Raw genomic sequence first — 17,971 nt, 5'->3', positions numbered from 1 at the left:
CCACAGAAACGCCAGCCGTCCGGCCTTCCAGGCGCCTCCCTCGCAGTCAGGAATCCGCACCTCATGAAACAGGCAGTCAAGAAACCTCTCATCCGGAGCCTGGTGGCCATCGCGCTGCTGGCCGGTCTGGCCGGCCTGGCCTGGCTGGAGTTGCGCCCGACCGGCCTCGGCGAGGGATTCGCCAGCGGCAACGGACGCATCGAGGCGACCGAGGTCGACGTGGCGACCAAGCTCTCCGGCCGCATCGCCGAGATCCACGTCGACGAAGGCGACTTCGTCCAGCCCGGCCAGATCCTGGCCCGCATGGACACCCAGGTCCTGGAGGCCCAGTTGGGCGAAGCCAAGGCCCAGGTGAGCAAGGCCGAGAACGCCATCCTGACCGCCCGCGCGCGGGTCGCCCAGCGCCGCAGCGAGCATGCCGCCGCCGAATCCGTGGTGCGCCAGCGCCAGGCCGAACTGGTCGCGGCGGAAAAGCACTTCCAGCGCACCGATATCCTGGTCAAGCGCAACGCCATGTCGCGCCAGCAACTCGACGACGACCGCGCCAACATGCTCAGCGCCCAGGCGGCGCTGGCGACGGCGCGCGCCCAGGTGCTTTCGGCCGAGGCCACGATCAAGGCGGCCGAATCCGAGGTGATCGAGGCCGAGTCCACCCTGGAGGCCGCCAGGGCGACGGTGCGGCGCCTGCAGGCGGACATCGACGACAGCCAGTTGAAGACCGACCGGGTGGCCCGCGTGCAATACCGCGTGGCCGAGCCGGGCGAAGTGCTCGCCGCCGGCGGCAAGGTGCTCAACCTGATCGACCTGACCGACGTCTACATGACCTTCTTCCTGCCCACCCGCGAGGCCGGCCGGGTGGCCCTCGGCAGCGATGCCCACCTGGTGGTGGACGCCGCCCCGCACTACGTGATCCCGGCCAGGATCAGCTACGTCGCCAGCGTCGCCCAGTTCACCCCCAAGGCCGTCGAGACCGAAACCGAGCGGGAAAAACTGATGTTCCGCCTCAAGGCGCGGATCGATCCGCAACTCCTGGAAAGACACCTCGAGCAGGTCAAGACCGGCCTGCCCGGCCGGGCCTACGTGAAGCTCGACCCGGCGCTCGAATGGCCCACCCACCTGCAGGTCAACCTAGTCCCATGAGCGGCGTCGCCCAGCTTGCCGGGGTCACCCTGCGCTATGGCCGGACTTGCGCCCTGGACCGGCTCGACCTGGAAATCCCCGCCAACCGCATGGTGGGCCTGATCGGTCCGGACGGCGTCGGCAAGTCCAGCCTGCTGGCGCTGATCTCCGGCGCGCGGCGTATCCAGCAGGGCAGCATCAGTGTGCTGGACGGCGACATGGCCGACGCCGCCCACCGCCGCCGGGTCTGCCCGCGCATCGCCTACATGCCCCAGGGGCTGGGCAAGAACCTCTACCCGACGCTGACCGTGCGCGAGAACCTGGAGTTCTTCGGCCGCCTGTTCGGCCAGGACCGGGCGGAGCGCGACGCACGCATCGCCGACCTGACCCGCAGCACCGGCCTGGCGCCTTTCACCGAGCGGCCGGCGGGCAAGCTCTCCGGCGGCATGAAGCAGAAGCTCGGCCTCTGCTGTTCGCTGATCCACGACCCCGACCTGCTGATCCTCGACGAACCCACCACCGGCGTCGACCCGCTGGCGCGCAGCCAGTTCTGGGAACTGATCGAACGCATCCGCGACAACCGCGCCGGCATGAGTGTGCTGGTGGCCACCGCCTACATGGACGAGGCGCAACGTTTCGACTGGCTGGTGGTCATGGACGACGGCAAGGTCCTGGACACCGGCAGCCCCGGCGAGATCCTCGCCCGCACCGGCAGCGCCGACCTGGAGACCGCCTTCATCGCCCTGCTGCCCGAGGAGAAGCGCCGCGGCCACCACGCCCTGGAGATCCCGCCGCTGGCCGCCGACAGCCGCGAGGCCGCCATCGAGGCCCATGGCCTGACCTGCCGCTTCGGCGACTTCGTCGCGGTGGACCACGTGGACTTCCGCATCGAACGCGGGGAAATCTTCGGCTTCCTCGGCTCCAACGGCTGCGGCAAATCCACCACCATGAAGATGCTCACCGGCCTGCTGCCGGCCAGCGAGGGCCAGGCCCTGCTGTTCGGCCAGCCGGTGGACCCGAAGGACATCGACACGCGCCGGCGGGTGGGCTACATGTCCCAGGCGTTCTCCCTCTACGGCGAACTGACGGTCCTGCAGAACCTGGAGCTGCACGCCCGCCTGTTCCACCTCCCCGAGGCGCAGCGCACGCCGCGCATCGGCGAAATGCTCGACCGCTTCGACCTGCGCCAGGTCGGCGACAGCCTGCCCGAACAACTGCCGCTGGGCATGCGCCAGCGCCTCTCGCTGGCCGTGGCGGTGCTGCACAACCCGGAAATCCTGATCCTCGACGAACCCACCTCCGGCGTCGACCCGGTCGCGCGGGACAACTTCTGGGAACTGCTGATCCAGTTGTCGCGCCAGGACGGGGTGACCATCTTCATCTCCACCCACTTCATGAACGAGGCGCTGCGCTGCGACCGCATCTCCATGATGCACGCCGGCCGCGTGCTGGACAGCGACTCGCCCCGCGCCCTGATGGAAAAGCGCGGCCTGCCGACCCTGGAGGAAACCTTCATCGCCTACCTGCGGGATGCCGCCAGCGCCGGCGGCGACGAGCCGCTCGCCGAATCCCCCGCCGCCGACACGGCGGCGCCTGCGGCGGCGGACGCCACGGCTCCGTCCGAGGGCTTCAGCCCGCGGCGCCTGTACAGCTATTTCCTGCGCGAGGCGACGGAGCTGCGCCGCGACCCGATCCGCGGCTCCCTGGCCCTGCTGGGCACCCTGCTGCTGATGGCGATCATGAGCTACGGCATCACCATGGACGTGGAAGACCTGAAATACGCCGTGCTCGACCGCGACCAGAGCGGCGCCAGCCAGGACTACGCGCTGGCCCTGTCCGGTTCGCCGCGCTACTTCACCGAGCAGCCGCCGTTGACCGACTATGCCGACCTGGACCGGCGCCTGCGCGGCGGCGAGATCAGCGTGGCGGTGGAGATCCCGCCGAACTTCGGCCGCGACCTCAAGCGCGGCGCCGTCCCGCAGGTGGCCTTCTGGATCGACGGCGCCATGCCCATGCGCGCCGACACCGTCAAGGGCTACGTCCAGGGCATCCACCAGCGCTACCTCGAAGAACTGGCCGCCCGCGATCCAGCCGGCCAGGGCGCCAGCCTCGCCGAAGTGGCCCTGCGCTACCGCTACAACCCCAACGTGCTGAGTCTGCCGGCCATGGTCCCGGCGGTCATCCCGCTGCTGCTGATGATGATCCCGGCCATGCTCACCGCCCTGGGCGTGGTGCGCGAAAAGGAGCTGGGATCGATCACCAACCTCTACACCACCCCGGTGACCCGGCTGGAATTTCTGCTCGGCAAGCAACTGATCTACATACTGATCGGCCTGATCAACTTCCTCATGCTGCTGGTCTTCGCCGTGGCCGTGCTCGACGTGCCGGTCAGCGGCAGCCTGTCGGCGCTGATCCTGGGCGCGCTGCTCTACGTCGCCTGCTCCACCGGCCTGGGCCTGTTGATGTCCACGGTGACCAACAGCCAGATCGCCGCCATCTTCGGCACCACCATCGTCACCCTGCTGCCGGCGATCCAGTTCTCCGGGCTGCTGCACCCGGTTTCCGCCCTGGAGGGCATCGGCGCCCTCACCGGCCAGCTCTACCCGACCAGCCATTTCCTGACCATCAGCCGGGGCGCCTTCTCCAAGGCCCTGGGCCTGGGGGATCTGCTGCCCTATTTCATCGCCCTGCTGGTGACCGCCCCGCTGCTGACCCTCATCAGCGTCGTCGGCCTGAAGAAACAGGAACGCTGACATGCGCAAGCTCTCCAACATCCTGCAACTCGGACTCAAGGAACTGCGCAGCCTGTACCGCGACCGGACCATGCTGGCGCTGATCGTCTACTCCTTCAGCCTGGCCATCTATTCCAGCGCCACCGGCGTGCCGGAATCGCCCTACCGCGCCACCGTCGCCGTGATCGACGAGGACCGCTCGCAGGTCTCCGCGCGGATTCTCGACGCCTTCCAGATGCCCTACTTCATCCAGCCCCGGATGCTCCAGTCGCAGGAGCAGATGGACCAGGGCATGGACCGGGGCGACTACACCTTCACCCTGAACATCCCGCCCAAGTTCCAGCAGGACCTGCTGAACGGCCGGCAACCGACCATCCAGCTCAACGTCGACGCGACCCAGGTCAGCCAGGCTTTCACCGGCGCGGGACACATCCAGCAGATCGTGAGCACCGAGGTCGACGCCTTCGTCAAGCGCTACCGGGGCGAAGAGGCCGTTCCCGTGCAGGCGGTGATCCGCTCGGAGTTCAATCCCAACCTGACCCGCGCCTGGTTCGGTTCGATCAACGAGGTGGTCAACCAGATCACCATGCTGTCGATCATCCTCACCGGCGCGGCGCTGATCCGCGAACGCGAGCACGGCACCATTGAACACCTGCTGGTGATGCCGATCACCCCGTTCGAGATCATGGTCTCCAAGGTCTGGGCGATGGGCCTGGTCGTGCTGCTGGCCTCCGGCCTGTCCCTGCACTTCGTGGTGGAGGGCTGGCTGGGCGTGCCCATCGCCGGCTCGATCCCGCTGTTTCTGCTGGGTACCGCCCTGCACCTGTTCGCCACCACCTCCATGGGCATCTTCTTCGGCACCGTCGCCCAGTCCATGCCGCAACTGGGCATGCTGTTCATCCTGGTGCTGATCCCGCTGCAGATCCTTTCCGGCGGCCAGACACCGCGCGAAAGCATGCCCGAGCCGGTGCAGAACATCATGCTGGCCGCACCCACCACCCATTTCATCATACTGGCCCAGGGCATCCTGTTCCGCGGCGCCGGCCTTGCCGTGGTCTGGCCGCAGCTTCTCGCGATCGCCTCGATCGGCGGGGTGTTCTTCGTCGGCGCCCTGTCGCGGCTGCGCAAGTCGCTGCGCTGACCGGACGGGACAGCGCAGCGGCAGGTGGCGAACCGCAGGCTCAACCGAAGGTGAGATACATCTTGTAGGCCACGGTCGAGAGCATGCAGGCCCAGCCCAGGGCGATCAGCGCGACCCCCCAGCCCTTCGCCCGGTTGGCGAAGCCGACTCCGAGCAGCAGGAAGCCCGCGGCGATTACCAGCAACATGATTTCGAGGGAGGTCATAGGATCGTCCTGTTCCGGCGAATGAAACTCCCGGCGACAGGGCTCGCCGGGTGGCTGCACACTCTACTGCCTGCCTCCGGCGGAACCCAAGGAAATTACTGTCGCAGCCGCGGTCTGAACACCGTCCGCCACGGCGCGCCGGTTTTCTCGCCGCTGCGCCGCAACGATACTGCCGGAGCTGGAAGACTCCAGCGGACCACCAAGGAACCGAAAACATGATCGAAGTAAGCGTCTCCGTAAACATCGCCCGCCCGGCCGAAGAGGTCTGGTCGATTCTCGGCGGATTCGATTTCCTGCCGCGCTGGGTCGGAGCGATCGCCAGCAGCCGGCTCGAGGACGGTGGCCGCCTGCGCCGCCTGGAGACGGTCGACGGCGAAATCGTCGTCGAGCGCCTGCTGGAGTTCAGCGAGAGCGAACGGCAATACAGTTACGCCTTGCTCGAAAGTCCCTTTCCGGTGTCCGAATACGTCGGCCAGGTGGCGGTCCACGACGAGGGCGCCGGCAAGTCGCGAGCGGTCTGGTCCAGCCGCTTCCGCTGCCAGGGCGTCGATGCGCTGGACATCGCCGCGGACTTCGAGGGCTTCTACCATGCTGGCCTGGAGCGCCTGAAGGCGCTGGTCGAGGGACAATAGCCGGGCCATCCCGGAAGTCCGAGTGCCGCCTGCCGGGCGGGCGGCCCGGAACCGGGGGAGCGGGAAAACGGATTGCATGGCGGTAATCCGCACCGACCGCCATTCCATGAGCCGATAGAGGAGAACCGACATGGATCTGGGAATCGCCGGACGCTGGGCGCTGGTCTGCGCCGCCAGCAAGGGGCTCGGCAAGGGTTGCGCGACGGCCCTGGCACGGGAAGGGGTGAACCTGGTCGTCAATGCCCGCGGCAGCGAGGCGCTGGAGGCGACGGCGGCGGAACTGCGCGCCCTGCATCCGGCGATCGAGGTGCGCAGCGTGGTCGGCGACATCGCCCGCGACGAGGTGCGTCGGGCCGCCCTCGACGCCTGCCCGCAGGTCGACATCCTGGTCAACAACGCCGGCGGACCGCCGCCGGGCGATTTTCGCGACTGGAGCCGCGAAGACTGGCTGCGGGCCGTGGAGGCCAACATGCTCACGCCGATCGAGCTGATCCGGGACACGGTGGACGGCATGGCCGCACGCGGCTTCGGCCGGGTGGTGAACATCACCTCGGCGGCGGTGAAGGCGCCGATCGATATCCTCGGCCTCTCCAACGGCGCGCGCAGCGGCCTGACCGGCTTCGTCGCCGGCCTGGCCCGCCAGCCGCGCCTGGCCGGGCGCAACGTGACGATCAACAACCTGCTGCCCGGAGCCTTCGACACCGAGCGCCTGCGCCAGACCCTGGACAACGCCGCCAGGGCCACGGCGCAGACGCCCGAGGCCGTCGGCGAACGGCGCCGCCAGAGCATCCCGGCCGGCCGCTTCGGCTGCGCCGACGAGTTCGGCGCCTTCTGCGCCTTTCTCTGCAGCATCCACGCCGGCTACATGACCGGGCAGAACCTGCTGCTCGACGGCGGCAACTATCCCGGCACCTTCTGAATCCCGCCGGCGGAAGCGCCAGCCGCGCTCAAGAGTGTTTCATGAACGCCTGCAGGCGCGGCACCATGAAGTCGAGGAACACCCGTACCCGCTGGGGCGGATGCCGCCCACCCGGATAGAGGGCATGGACCTCCTCGCAATCGTGGCCGCTCTCGGCGAGCACCTCGACCAGCCGCCCGGCGGCGATGTCGTGGTCGACATGGAAATCGGCCAGCCGGGCGACGCCGGCCCCGGCGATGGCCAGGCGGCGCACCGTCTCGCCGTTGTTGGCCAGCAGGTTGCCGCGCACCATGCGGTCGACGATGCGCCCGCCCTGGCGCAGCGGCCAGACCGGGCTGGCGCGGCGGAAGTTGAAGCCCAGGCAGTTGTGCCGGTCTAGGTCCTCGATGCGGGCCGGCAGCCCATGCCGCTCCAGATAGGCCGGCGCGGCGACCATGCGCCGCCAGGCGACGCCGATCTTGCGCGCGCGCAATGTCGAGTCGGCCAGGGCACCGACGCGAAAGGCGATATCGGTGCGCTCCAGATAGAGATCGACGAGATCGTCGGACAGCGACAGGTCCACCAAGATGTCCGGATGGGCCTCCCAGAAGGCCGGCAGCAGCGGCTCGATGCCCCAGGTGCCGAAGCCCACCGAGGCATTCACCCGCACGGTGCCGCGCGCATGGTTCGCCCCCCTGGCGAGCGCCTGCTCGATGTCGTCCAGCTCGGCGAGCAACGCCTGGCTGCGTTCGTAGTACAGGCGGCCCTCGTCGGTCAGCGCCAGGCGGCGCGTGGAGCGCTCGAAGAGGCGCACCCCGAGCCGCTGCTCGATGCGCAGGACCAGCTTGCTGATGGTCGAAGGGCTGGTCAGCAGTTGGCGGGCGGCCTCGGAAAAGCTGCCGGTTTCCACCACCCGGACGAATACCTGCATCTCGCCGGCCCGGTTGTCCATGGCGCCTCGCCTTCGTCGATCCACGAAAGGCGGAACGGTAGCACAGAACGCGCGGTGGCTCGGGCGGGGAAGGTTTATGGCAGGGCGAGCACTCCCCCTCCTCCTTTTCCCTCTCCCCGCCCCTCTCCCGCACGCGGGAGAGGGAGCGAACGACCGCCCCGCTCCTTCTTGCCCTGGACTGCGCGGCAGGAAATATGGCTGTCGAAAAGGGCAGGCATACCTCGCCGCCCCCGACCGGCCCGTGCCCTCAGCCGGCGGCCAGCATGTGGCCGCGCCGCTCCTGGTTGATGTGCCAGGACAGCGCCTCCTCCAGCACGTGCGGGGTCTGCCCGCCGCGTTCGCAGGCGCGTTCGAAGTAGTCCTTCAGCGCCGCGCGGTACTGCGGATGCACGCAGTTGCCGATGATCGCCCGCGCCCGCTCGCGCGGCGCCAGGCCGCGCAAGTCGGCCAGGCCGATCTCGGTGACCAAAATGTCGACGTCGTGCTCGGTGTGATCGACGTGGCTGACCATCGGCACCACGCTGGAAATGGCCCCGTCCTTGGCGATGGACTTGGTGACGAAGATCGCCAGTTGGGCGTTGCGGGCGAAATCGCCGGAGCCGCCGATGCCGTTCATCATCCGCGTGCCGCTCACGTGAGTGGAGTTGACGTTGCCGTAGATGTCGAACTCCAGGGCGGTATTGATGCCGATGATGCCGAGGCGGCGGGCCACTTCCGGATGGTTGGAAATCTCCTGCGGGCGCAGGACCAGACGGTCCTTGTAGCGCTCGAAGTCGCCGAACACCTGGGCGCCGCGGGCCGCCGAGAGGACGATCGAACTGCCCGAGGCGAAATCCAGCTTGCCGGCGTCGAACAACTCGAAAGTGGAGTCCTGCAATACCTCCGAGTACATGCTGAGGTTCTCGAAGGGGGAGTTGATCAGCCCGGCCATCACCGCGTTGGCGATCGAACCGACGCCGACCTGCAACGGGCCCAGGTTGCGCGGCAGGCGTCCGTTCTCCACCTCGCTCACGAAGAAGCCGATCAGGTGGTCGGCGATGGCCTGGGTTTCCGCGTCCGGCGGCAGCACGTTGGAGGGCGAGTCGCTGTACTCGCTGATGACGATGGCGGCGATCTTCGCCGGATCGACCGGAATGGCCGTGGCGCCGATGCGCTGGTCCGGGCGCACCAGCGGAATCGGCGAGCGCTCGGGACGCTCCGGCGGCAGGTAGATGTCGTGCAGCCCTTCCAGATTGGCGCCGTAGCGCAGGCTGATCTCGACGATCACCTTGTCGGCGAACAGCGCCAGGTTGGCCGAGTTGCCCACCGAAGCGGTCGGCACTATGTGGCCGTCCTCGGTGATCGCCACCGCCTCGACCACGGTGACGTCGGGCCGCTTGAGCTGGTTGCTGCGCATCTGCTCGACGGTCTCGGACAGGTGCTGGTCGATGAACATGACCTTGCCGTCGTTGATCGCCTTGCGCAGCGCCGGGTCGGCCTGGAACGGCATGCGCCGGGCCAGCAGGCCGGACTCGGCCATCAGCCGGTCGAGGCCGTTGCCGATGCTGGCGCCGGTGACCAGGCTGATGCTGAAGGGTTCCTGGCTGGCGCGCTCGACCAGCGCGAAGGGCACGGCCTTGGCGTCGCCGGCGCAGGCAAAGCCGCTCATGCCGACGGTCATGCCATTCTGGATCAGGGAAGCGGCCTCGGCTGCACTCACGATCTTGTCATGCAGGGAAGCCAAGCGGATACGCTCGGAATACATGGGAGGAAACCTCGGACATTGTAGTTATTAGGTAGAGGAATACGGGGATATTACTTACCGTAGCTGGTGCTTATACAAACTTTCGCCGGCCGGCCCAAGCTAGACCAAAGCATTAGGACCTTCATCAATTGAGCAGGATGACTGAAGCAACCCCGTAGATCGCGCCCGGGAAGCCGTGCGCGGTCTTGCCATAACGCGTGCGATAGCTCGGTATTTCTTCAAGCGGGCAAAGAGGCTTTCGATCGGATGCCGAGCCCTATACAGGTCGCGCTCATAAACGCGCAACACCTTGCGCGTCGGATTGGAGGGAATGACCACACGCTTACTTATCTTTGCCCGCGGCGGCAGTTCGACAACCCGCGCATGAATGTTCAGGGGCTCAACTATGATCGTTTTGTCTTCAACAGTCCGAGCTGCAGCTTTAGCGATGCCGGAGTAAGGGACGCCACGGTGGTGCCGCTGACAGACCCTGTATACGCCCCTGACGGCTACACGCCTTCCCATAAATTGGGTCGCAAAACGAAGTGGGATGGATGCCCAGGCTTGCGTTACAACTCTGTCCGTTCTCCAGGCAATGTCTGCTGGGCTCTGATGACGCCGAGACTCGTTACGTCGATCGTTCAGACCGCGCATTACGAGATGACCTGGAATAGCCAAACTACCAGTGACTTGAGGCCATGAGAAGGTCCCGGACCGTGGCCTGAGCCGCCACCGGTTCCGCTCGGGCTGCTTCGACGAGGACAGCCGGAGCCGCAGGACCATTCACGCGAAGATCGCCAACCGTCGGATGCGCGCTATCGTGATCACGGCCTGTCTGGCGATTGGGCGGGCTACCGTGAATGCCACGTCAAGCCTGACCTGCCAGGCCGTCGCCATACAACCGCTTCGCCCTCCTTTCCGGCTCATGGCGCGCAGTGAGAGGAAAAAGCTCCCCGGCCGGACAGCCGGGGGAGATGAACGTCAGCGCCGGGTCGCCAGACGGTGCACGGTGCTCACCAGCAGGTCGATCTCGTCGAAGGTGTTGTAGAACGCCAGCGACGGCCGCACCGTGGTTTCCACCCCGAAACGGCGCAGGATCGGCTGCGCGCAGTGGTGGCCGGAACGCACGGCGACACCCTCGCGATTGAGGGCGGCGCCGATCTCCTCGGTGCGGTAGCCCTGCAGCACGAAGGACAGCACGCTGGCCTTGTTCGCCGCGGTACCGATCAGACGCAAGCCAGGAATCGTCGCGAGGCCCCGGGTGGCGTACTCCAGCAGTTCGTGCTCGTAGCGGGCGATGGCTTCCAGGCCGATGCGCTCGACATAGTCCAGCGCCGCACCGAGCCCCACCGCATCGGCGATGTTGCCGGTGCCGGCTTCGAAGCGCGCCGGCGCACCCTGGTACTGGGTCTTCTCGAAGGTCACATCGGCGATCATGTTGCCGCCGCCCTGCCAGGGCGGCAGCTCGTCGAGCAGTTCCTGCTTGCCGTAGACTACACCGATGCCGGTCGGCCCGAAGACCTTGTGCCCGGAGAACACGAAGAAATCCGCGTCCAGCGCCCGCACGTCGACCTTCAGGTGCGACACCGACTGCGCGCCGTCCACCAGTACCCGCGCGCCGGCGGCATGCGCCAGGGCGATCACTTCCGCCACCGGGGTGACCGTGCCGAGGGCGTTGGACACCTGGGTGATGCTCACCAGCCGGGTGCGCGGACCGAGCAGCCTGGCGTACTCCTCCAGGATGATCTGCCCGGAGTCGTCCACCGGGATCACCTTGAGCCTGGCGCCCACCGCGTTGGCCAGCAACTGCCAGGGCACGATGTTGGCGTGGTGCTCCAGGTGGGAGACGATGATCTCGTCCCCCTCGCCGATGAACCGGCGGCCGAAGGTGTTGGCCAGCAGGTTGATGCCCTCGGTCGCCCCGCGCACGAAGACGATCTCGTCCGTCGACTTCGCGCCGAGAAAGCGCGCCGCCTTGCTGCGCGCGCCCTCGTAGGCGTCCGTCGCCCGCGCCGCCAGTTCGTGGGCGGCGCGGTGGATGTTGGAGTTCTCGTGCTCGTAGAAGTACGCCAGGCGATCGATCACCGCCTTGGGCTTCTGCGTGGTGGCGGCGTTGTCGAACCACACCAGCGGCTTGCCGTTGACCCGTTCGGCGAGAATCGGGAAGTCCCGGCGCACCGCCTGCACGTCGAAACCGCTGCGGACCTGCGGCTGGACGACGGGATCGGGCGCCTGCTCCAGGCCCGGACCGCTCCGTTCGAGGAAATAGAACTGTCCGGCCCCCGGACCCGCCGGCGCCGCCGGCGCGGACGGCTCGGCGAGGATCGAGCGGAGGACCTCGCCCAGCGCGTCCCCGCCCGGCACCGCGCGGCTGTCCGGCTCGACGGGAAGGTCCGCGAAACGCTCCGGCTCGCCGCTGTAGGCGCTGCCCTCGCCGAGGAAGTAGTACGGCGTGGACGGCGCGCCCCCGGCCAACGGCGCGAGGCCGCCGGCAGCCGGGAACAGCGTCGGCAACGCTGCGGCGTAGGCCTCGGGCGAGCCGAGCTCCAGGCCGTCGGCGATGCCCGCCGGAAGCGTCTCCCCGGCGTGCCGTTCGGCCGCCCCGAGCGAGGCGGCGGCCCCACTCGGAAACGGCTCGACGGGCGACACGCCGGCCAGCGCCGAAACGCCGCCCGGCAGGGCGCTGTCCGACAGACCCTTGCCGAAGGGCGCGCCGCCCGACGGAACGCCGTCCGACGGAGCGCTACCCGGCAGGCTGGCGAAGAAGGCGTTGGCCAGCCGCGCCAGATCCGCCACGTCCGGCAGACCGGCCGGCCCCCGGGCGTCCGCCGGCTGCGGCGGATTACTTGTAGGTGTCCGAGTAGTCATGGTACTTGTCGACCTCCACGTCATCGAGCACGGCCAGGGCATCTTCGGTCAGCACCGCCAGCGAGCAGTACAGCGAGATCAGGTAGGAGGCGATGGCGTTGCGATTGATGCCCATGAAGCGCACCGACAGCCCCGGGCTCTGCTCGCCGGCCACGCCGGGCTGGTACAGGCCGACCACGCCCTGGCGCTTGTCGCCGACGCGCAGCAGGAGGATCTTGGTCTTGCCGTTGTCGTCGAACGGGATCTTGTCCGACGGCACCAGCGGCAGGCCGCGCCAGGTGAGGAACTGCGCGCCGAACAGGCTGACGGTGGGCGGCGGCACGCCGCGGCGGGTGCACTCGCGGCCGAAGGCGGCGATGGCCAGCGGATGGGCGAGGAAGAAGGCCGGCTCCTTCCAGACCCTGGCGATCAGCTCGTCGAGGTCGTCCGGGGTCGGCGCGCCGCCCAGGGTGGAGATGCGCTGGCTCGGATCGACGCTGGCCAGCAGGCCGTATTCGGGGTTGTTGATCAGCTCGTTTTCCTGGCGCTCCTTGATCGTCTCGATGGTCAGGCGCAACTGCTCGCGGATCTGGTCGTGCGGGCTGCTGTAGAGGTCGGAGACGCGGGTGTGCACGTCGAGGATGGTGGTCACCGCGTTGAGGAAGTACTCGCGCGGCTGCTCCTCGTAGTCGACGAAGGTCTGCGGCAGCACCGCCTCGTCGCGCTGCGAACAGGCGACCTGCACGTTCAGCGGGTTCTTCACCTTGTTCAGACGGAAGATGCCCGCCTCCACCGGCGTCCACTGCAGCAGGTGCACCAGCCAGCGCGGGCTGATGGTGGAAAGCTGCGGGACGGTCTTGGTCGCGTTCGCCAACTGGCGTGCGGCGCTGTCGCCCAATGCCAAGCGTACATCCTGATGGTCACTCATGAATCACTCCAGTAAAGATTCGGAATAGACGCACAGGACCGAAAGGCTCGTCGTCGCGACTGCCCCGCGTTGCCCGGCTGGAATTGCATGACGCACAGGGCCGGAGGCTCGCCATCGCGGCTGCCTCGCGTTGCCTGGCCGGTACCGCGGTGTGCAGGACCGGAGGTTCGTCGTTACGACGACCCCGCGTTGCCCGGCCGGTACCGCATTGATGCGCAGGGCCGGAGGCTCGCCGTCACGGCTGCCCCGCGTTGCCTGGCTGATGTTGCAAAGTCGCCTGGGTGACGTTGCTGCCCGGAGGCACGCTACGGGTCAGCCAAGACGTAGCCATCGATGGTGAAGCTCACCACTGCAAACGACTGTGAGAAATTCTATATGTTTTTTTGATATTTAAATATAATTAAATATTATAAGAAAACAAACTTATAATGTCATCAATTGCCAAGCCGAACGCCCCCTGGCCACGAAGCTGGGCGTGAGCAAGCTGACGGTTGGCAAATGGCGCAGGCGCTTTGCCGACCAAGGGACGGCCGGACTGGTCGATGCCCCTCTCGCCCGGGAGCCCTCGAACCCTTTTGGACGAGCAGATCGGGCGTGTCATCAGCACGAAACTGGAAACGCTCCCCAAAAGCGCCACCCACTGGAACACCCGGCGCCTGGCAGCAGAACTGGGCAAGTTCACTCGGCCGGCAACGTCTTGCCCCTCGCCTCCCGGACTGGCGTGGCGGGGCAGGTTTGGCTGCGGCCTGGTGTTGGCCTGTGGTGAACGTAGGCACCGGGCGCTGATATCCCTTGCCCCTCAAATAAATCACCGATCGAGGGAGAGATAGGATGCCGTCAATCACCCAACGAACCGACTGGTACGGCACTGCCAAAAGCGATGCAATCAACGGCAGCGATGGCAATAACATTCTCTATGAAAATGCCGGTAACGACGTCCTCACGGCAGGCGGAGGCGATGGCGTCAGCGTGCTGATTGGCGGTGATGGGCGCGACTGGCTGGTGGCAGGGAGCCAGAGCGATACCTTTCGCTATACCGCCGAGAGCGATAGTTACTACGACAGTACCGGCGGCCATAACGATCTGATCGTGGGTTTTGATCCTGCTCATGACATGTTGGACCTCACGACCCTGGGCCTCGATGGCATCGGCTTCGGCTATGGGCGCAAGGTTGACCGGGTATACAACGAAGTACTGGACCGTACCTACCTGCGAAGCTACGACCACGACTACATTCCAGGTGTCGATCTGAAATATTTCCAAGTCGCCCTGCAGGGCGACTACCGTACGACCCTGACGGACGACAACTTCTGGAACCTGGAAGCGCGCGATCGTTTCGACGACAGTTTGACCGGCACAGACGAGGGCCAGGAAACCCTGTTCGGTGATTTGGGCCGCGCCGTCCTGCACCGTTGTCATGGAGGCCTGCGCTGGGTCCCATTACACGGCCCGCGAGATCAGGGCGTTGGGACATGAAGCCAAGCTGATTCCCCCCAGTTCGTCCGGCCGTTCGTCAAATCGAACAAGAACAACTTCGTGTGGATGCCAAGGCGATCTGCGAAGCCGCCTCGCGCCCTTCGATACGCTTCGTGGCATCCAAAACCGAAGCACAGCAGACGCTATTCGCTTCAGCCTGTCGTAGCGAAACGACACGGCGCGGTAATGTTTCAGCCGCGCAAAGGCGTTCTCGACCAGATGCCGGTAGCGATACAGCCCCCGGTCCAGATCGCCATTGCCCTCGAGCGAGTTGCGCTTTCGGAGAATGACCGCCCGTGCGCTCTGCGCCTCGATCTGTTCGCGAATACGCTCGCAATGCTATCTGAACTCTGAACTGCCCTGGGAGTTCGGGCGGCTTAACGCAACATCAAATTAACGAGGTTGCAGTGTCCAGTTTGATAGGGGCAAGTCCAGGCTTTCGCGGAAAAATTTATTAATCTTACTGTGTCATAACCGTGGGTACCCCAGACCTCCGTACAGGTCCCGGCAATACTCAAGCATCAGGTAGACACCCAGTTGATGACGCAGCGTCGTGATCGACTTCGCCACATGCCGCTGCGCGCGCTGGCCGACCGCGGGGGCGGTAATCCGCGGGAAGCGCAGGTACCGTGCAGGCCATGAGGTTTTTTTTTCCTTGGCCATCCGGTCCGGACAGGGCCTCACGGCGCAGGCGCTGCCCGAGCAGAAAACCATAGGCGGCGATGCTCAGGCTGGCATGGTGGTGGAACCCCCGCCAACCACGCCCCTCGTAATGCCCCAGCCCCAAGTCCTGCTTGAGATCCTGGTAGTCGCGCTCGATACGCCAGCGCAGATGGGCGATGCGTACCAGTTCCGGCAGCGGCGTGTCCTCCACGAGCGTGGACAGCCAGTAGCGGGTCGGCTCGTCCTGCGCGGAGGGCCATTCGATCAGTAGCCACTGCTGCGGGTGCAGCCGCTGTTTTGCCGAAACGCTGCCGGCCAGGCGTACCCGTACTGCAGCGAAACGCCCGCTCAGCGGTTCGTTGGTTCCCTGGCGCCAGGTGAGTTCCGTAAAGACCTCCGGCGGCAGCGCCAAGGCCAGCTTCTTTACCGACAGCGGTCGATGCTCTGGCGAGCGCCGCGTGGCTACCGGCGGGCGCCCCTTGCCCGTCCAGGGCTTGGGCGGTAGCGGCTGCTGGCCGGGTGGCCATACCCGCACGGCCGAGGTGATCCCAACCACATAGGACAGCCCCATGGCCGTCAGGCCTTGGCGAAAGGCGCTGTCCACGCCGTAACCAGCATCGGCCACCACACAATGGCGCGACTCCCCGGCTTCGAGCAGCGCCTGCAACTGCGAAAGCGCTATCTGGGGCTTAGTGGCAAAGCGGACGTCCTCGGGCACGCCGGCTTTGCGGCGCCGCCCAGCATCTTCGGCCCAGTCCCGGGGCAGGTACAAGCGCCAGGCTACCGGCAGGCTGGCCTGTTCGCACGCCAGCGAAATACTGACCGCCACCTGGCAGTTGTCCTGTTTGCCCAGCACCCCGCAGTACTGGCGCGCCACGCCCACCGAGTGCCGCCCCTTCTTCGGGAAACCGGTGTCGTCCACAAGCCAGTAGCCGCCCGCGGACAGATCCATGGTCGGCAGGACCCAGCGGGCCACACGGCGCAGCAGTTCGGTATCCGACCAGTCGGCCTTGGCCACGAAATGATGCAACGCCTGGTGCCGGGCACTGGCATGCAAGGGGTCGAGGTGTGCCGCCATAGGTTCCACGCTCTTGCGCGCCAGGGGCAGCATCAGGCCGGAGCAATAGCCGCGCAGCCCGGCTTCCCGGTCGGCATGCCCAAGACCTGCCGCCAGATGCGCCAGGTACTCGTCGAATCTGATCATGGAGTCCATCGTCGATCTTCCTCAAAGTGCAGAAGATCTACTCACAGTAGCTCAATTTAATGACACAGTAAGATTAATAGCTCTGACTATTTCCACCAGTGTTCGATCTGCACGCCGAAGTTGGCGCCGTTGCGATCGGAGCCGAAGGGACCGCTGGCGGACAGCGCGGAGTCGGGAGCCATGGCGGTCGCCGCGCGCTGGGCCGCCTCGTTCCAGGCCGCGTAGGTGTAGTAGAAGCGGATCTCCGGACGCGTCCAGAAGCCCGGCCCCGACGGCGACCAGGTGGGGGCGATGGTGAACTTGGTCAGCTTGCGGGTACCGCCGGGGGCCTTGATCTGGTCGCGGCCCAGTTCGGCGATCAGCTTGAACTGCTCACTGAAGGCGTAGACCGGCCGTACGCCGATGGACAGCCAGCGCTGGTCGTCGCCGTCCGGGCGGATGTCCTTCTGGTAGACGATGCCGAACTGGCCGCCGAAGCGCTCGGTGGTCTGCCAGTCGAAATACTCGACCAGGCGCCAGCTCTTGTCGCTGCTGTCCAGGCCCGGATCGCCGGTATAGCCCAGGCCGGTGCCCGGACCGCGGCCGTATTGCAGCGCAAGGGTGTTGGCCCGGCCGCCGAGAAAGCCTTTCTGCTTGTGCTGCAGGATCGCCGACCAGCCACCGTGGGCGTCGCGGCTGTCCGGTTTCTGGAGGTAGTTGAGGCCGACGGTCAGTTCGCCGCCCGGGTTGGTCTTGAAGCCGCTGACGCTGAAGTCGTGACGATTGATGTAGGGCTCCTGGTCCTGGTTGTCCTTGCGCGAGAACACGTAGCTGTACTTGAGGTCGCCGATGGCCACCTGATCGAAACCGAAGCCGGTACCGCTCTGGTTCCAGTAGAAGTAGTCGGAGATGTGGATATCGTTACGGTTGTACCAGCGCCGTCCGATCCAGAAGTTGCCACCGTTGAGCACGGGCATGTTCTTCCATTCGAGATACCACTCGCTCAGGCGGCTGAAGCCGTGCTCGTCGCTGAACTTCAGTTCGTGGCCGTACTGGTTGTAAAGCTGCGCCATGGTATGCAGGCCGAGCGACGAGCCATCCCCCAGATCGAGCAGGCCCTGGTCGAAGATCAGTTCGGCATATTCCTCGCACTCGTTGCCGAGACGGTATTTGGACGGTGCGCCGGGCAACCGGAAGCAGGACTGGGTGCCGCCTTCGTCCGAGCCGGCGAGGCCGATGCGGGAATAACCGCTGAAATCCAGGGCCTGGACCTGCATTGGAAGGGCCAGACAGGAACAGAGCAAAAGTAGAGCTTTTTCTCGAATGGCCTTTTTAGACGCAGGAGAATATTGGAGCAGAAAAAAATGTTTGTGGTTCTTCATTGTTTTTATTACCGGTGAAGTTTCGTGAAAAAAGCAAAAGCTCCCCCTTCGGGGCACCTCTAAAAACACCCACCTGAGCTGGGTCGAGCA

14 protein-coding genes and 3 pseudogenes are annotated in these 17,971 nt (G+C 66.2%); 9 read left to right on the top strand and 8 right to left on the bottom strand.

From position 1 onward, the window contains the following. Positions 1 to 63: 63 nt before the first annotated feature. Genes AVCA_RS07675 through AVCA_RS07665 form a run of 3 tightly spaced genes read left to right on the top strand, consistent with a single transcriptional unit; the run spans position 64 to position 4,992 of the window. A complete protein-coding gene (locus AVCA_RS07675; protein WP_012700302.1) occupies positions 64 to 1,140 on the top strand; it encodes an HlyD family secretion protein in 1,077 nt (358 codons plus the stop codon). Further along, positions 1,137 to 3,872: a ribosome-associated ATPase/putative transporter RbbA gene (rbbA, locus tag AVCA_RS07670; protein WP_012700301.1), complete on the top strand. Its 2,736-nt coding sequence runs from the start codon at positions 1,137 to 1,139 to the stop codon at positions 3,870 to 3,872. The genes AVCA_RS07675 and rbbA overlap by 4 nt, the downstream gene beginning before the upstream one ends. Before the next feature lies 1 nt (position 3,873). Next, positions 3,874 to 4,992 (top strand): ABC-2 transporter permease, encoded by a 1,119-nt coding sequence (locus tag AVCA_RS07665; RefSeq protein ID WP_012700300.1) that lies wholly within the window; start codon positions 3,874 to 3,876, stop codon positions 4,990 to 4,992. 40 nt (positions 4,993 to 5,032) lie between these two features. On the opposite strand, the gene AVCA_RS26350 is transcribed toward AVCA_RS07665, so the two are convergent. Beyond that, positions 5,033 to 5,197: a hypothetical protein gene (locus AVCA_RS26350; RefSeq protein WP_012700299.1), complete on the bottom strand. Its 165-nt coding sequence runs from the start codon at positions 5,195 to 5,197 to the stop codon at positions 5,033 to 5,035. A gap of 215 nt (positions 5,198 to 5,412) precedes the next feature. Here AVCA_RS26350 and AVCA_RS07660 point away from each other — a divergent pair, with 215 nt between their 5' ends. Together AVCA_RS07660 and AVCA_RS07655 are read left to right on the top strand one after the other, a co-directional pair. Beyond that, positions 5,413 to 5,829 (top strand): SRPBCC family protein, encoded by a 417-nt coding sequence (locus tag AVCA_RS07660; RefSeq protein ID WP_012700297.1) that lies wholly within the window; start codon positions 5,413 to 5,415, stop codon positions 5,827 to 5,829. A 130-nt stretch (positions 5,830 to 5,959) separates the two neighbouring features. Then, entirely contained in the window at positions 5,960 to 6,748 is a 789-nt protein-coding gene (locus AVCA_RS07655) for an SDR family oxidoreductase (RefSeq protein WP_012700296.1), read from the top strand. 28 nt (positions 6,749 to 6,776) lie between these two features. Here the strand turns inward: AVCA_RS07655 and AVCA_RS07650 are convergent, their stop codons facing one another. Beyond that, the gene (locus AVCA_RS07650; RefSeq protein WP_012700295.1) at positions 6,777 to 7,679 is read right to left on the bottom strand and encodes a LysR family transcriptional regulator; all 903 of its coding nucleotides are present in this window, start codon (positions 7,677 to 7,679) and stop codon (positions 6,777 to 6,779) included. A 247-nt stretch (positions 7,680 to 7,926) separates the two neighbouring features. Further along, positions 7,927 to 9,423, bottom strand: coding sequence for an acetyl-CoA hydrolase/transferase family protein (locus AVCA_RS07645; RefSeq protein ID WP_012700293.1), 1,497 nt, complete (start codon positions 9,421 to 9,423; stop codon positions 7,927 to 7,929). A gap of 369 nt (positions 9,424 to 9,792) precedes the next feature. Here AVCA_RS07645 and AVCA_RS25950 point away from each other — a divergent pair. Both AVCA_RS25950 and AVCA_RS27330 read left to right on the top strand, forming a co-directional pair. Beyond that, positions 9,793 to 10,104, top strand: a pseudogene (locus AVCA_RS25950) (RES family NAD+ phosphorylase); the annotation flags it as partial. 45 nt (positions 10,105 to 10,149) lie between these two features. Next, positions 10,150 to 10,341: a type II toxin-antitoxin system mRNA interferase toxin, RelE/StbE family gene (locus AVCA_RS27330; RefSeq protein ID WP_072432903.1), complete on the top strand. Its 192-nt coding sequence runs from the start codon at positions 10,150 to 10,152 to the stop codon at positions 10,339 to 10,341. A 42-nt stretch (positions 10,342 to 10,383) separates the two neighbouring features. On the opposite strand, the gene AVCA_RS07640 is transcribed toward AVCA_RS27330, so the two are convergent. Together AVCA_RS07640 and AVCA_RS07635 are read right to left on the bottom strand one after the other, a co-directional pair. Further along, positions 10,384 to 12,270, bottom strand: coding sequence for a family 2A encapsulin nanocompartment cargo protein cysteine desulfurase (locus tag AVCA_RS07640; RefSeq protein ID WP_187149015.1), 1,887 nt, complete (start codon positions 12,268 to 12,270; stop codon positions 10,384 to 10,386). Next, a complete protein-coding gene (locus AVCA_RS07635; protein WP_012700291.1) occupies positions 12,245 to 13,177 on the bottom strand; it encodes a family 2A encapsulin nanocompartment shell protein in 933 nt (310 codons plus the stop codon). The genes AVCA_RS07640 and AVCA_RS07635 overlap by 26 nt, the downstream gene beginning before the upstream one ends. An 831-nt stretch (positions 13,178 to 14,008) precedes the next feature. Here AVCA_RS07635 and AVCA_RS07630 point away from each other — a divergent pair. Continuing rightward, positions 14,009 to 14,653, top strand: coding sequence for a calcium-binding protein (locus AVCA_RS07630; RefSeq protein ID WP_012700290.1), 645 nt, complete (start codon positions 14,009 to 14,011; stop codon positions 14,651 to 14,653). Beyond that, a pseudogene (locus AVCA_RS24560) lies at positions 14,580 to 14,805 on the top strand (IS110 family transposase); the annotation flags it as partial. The gene AVCA_RS07630 and the pseudogene AVCA_RS24560, both read left to right, overlap by 74 nt. Here AVCA_RS24560 and AVCA_RS25745 read toward each other — a convergent pair. From AVCA_RS25745 to AVCA_RS07620, 3 genes and pseudogenes are all read right to left on the bottom strand, one after another. Further along, a pseudogene (locus AVCA_RS25745) lies at positions 14,768 to 14,986 on the bottom strand (IS5/IS1182 family transposase); the annotation flags it as partial. The pseudogenes AVCA_RS24560 and AVCA_RS25745 sit on opposite strands and share 38 nt — an antisense overlap. A gap of 181 nt (positions 14,987 to 15,167) precedes the next feature. Beyond that, complete coding sequence (locus AVCA_RS07625; protein ID WP_012700289.1) at positions 15,168 to 16,529, bottom strand: IS701-like element ISAzvi8 family transposase; 1,362 nt, start codon at positions 16,527 to 16,529, stop codon at positions 15,168 to 15,170. A gap of 77 nt (positions 16,530 to 16,606) precedes the next feature. Continuing rightward, on the bottom strand, positions 16,607 to 17,776 hold the full coding sequence (locus AVCA_RS07620) for a maltoporin (RefSeq protein ID WP_407919057.1): 1,170 nt from the start codon (positions 17,774 to 17,776) through the stop codon (positions 16,607 to 16,609). Between the last annotated feature and the right edge of the window lie 195 nt (positions 17,777 to 17,971).

Source organism: Azotobacter vinelandii CA, assembly GCF_000380335.1.
Lineage (GTDB): Bacteria > Pseudomonadota > Gammaproteobacteria > Pseudomonadales > Pseudomonadaceae > Azotobacter > Azotobacter vinelandii.
Note: the sequence above shows the minus strand (reverse complement) of the source record. Positions and strands in the feature narration are given on the sequence as shown.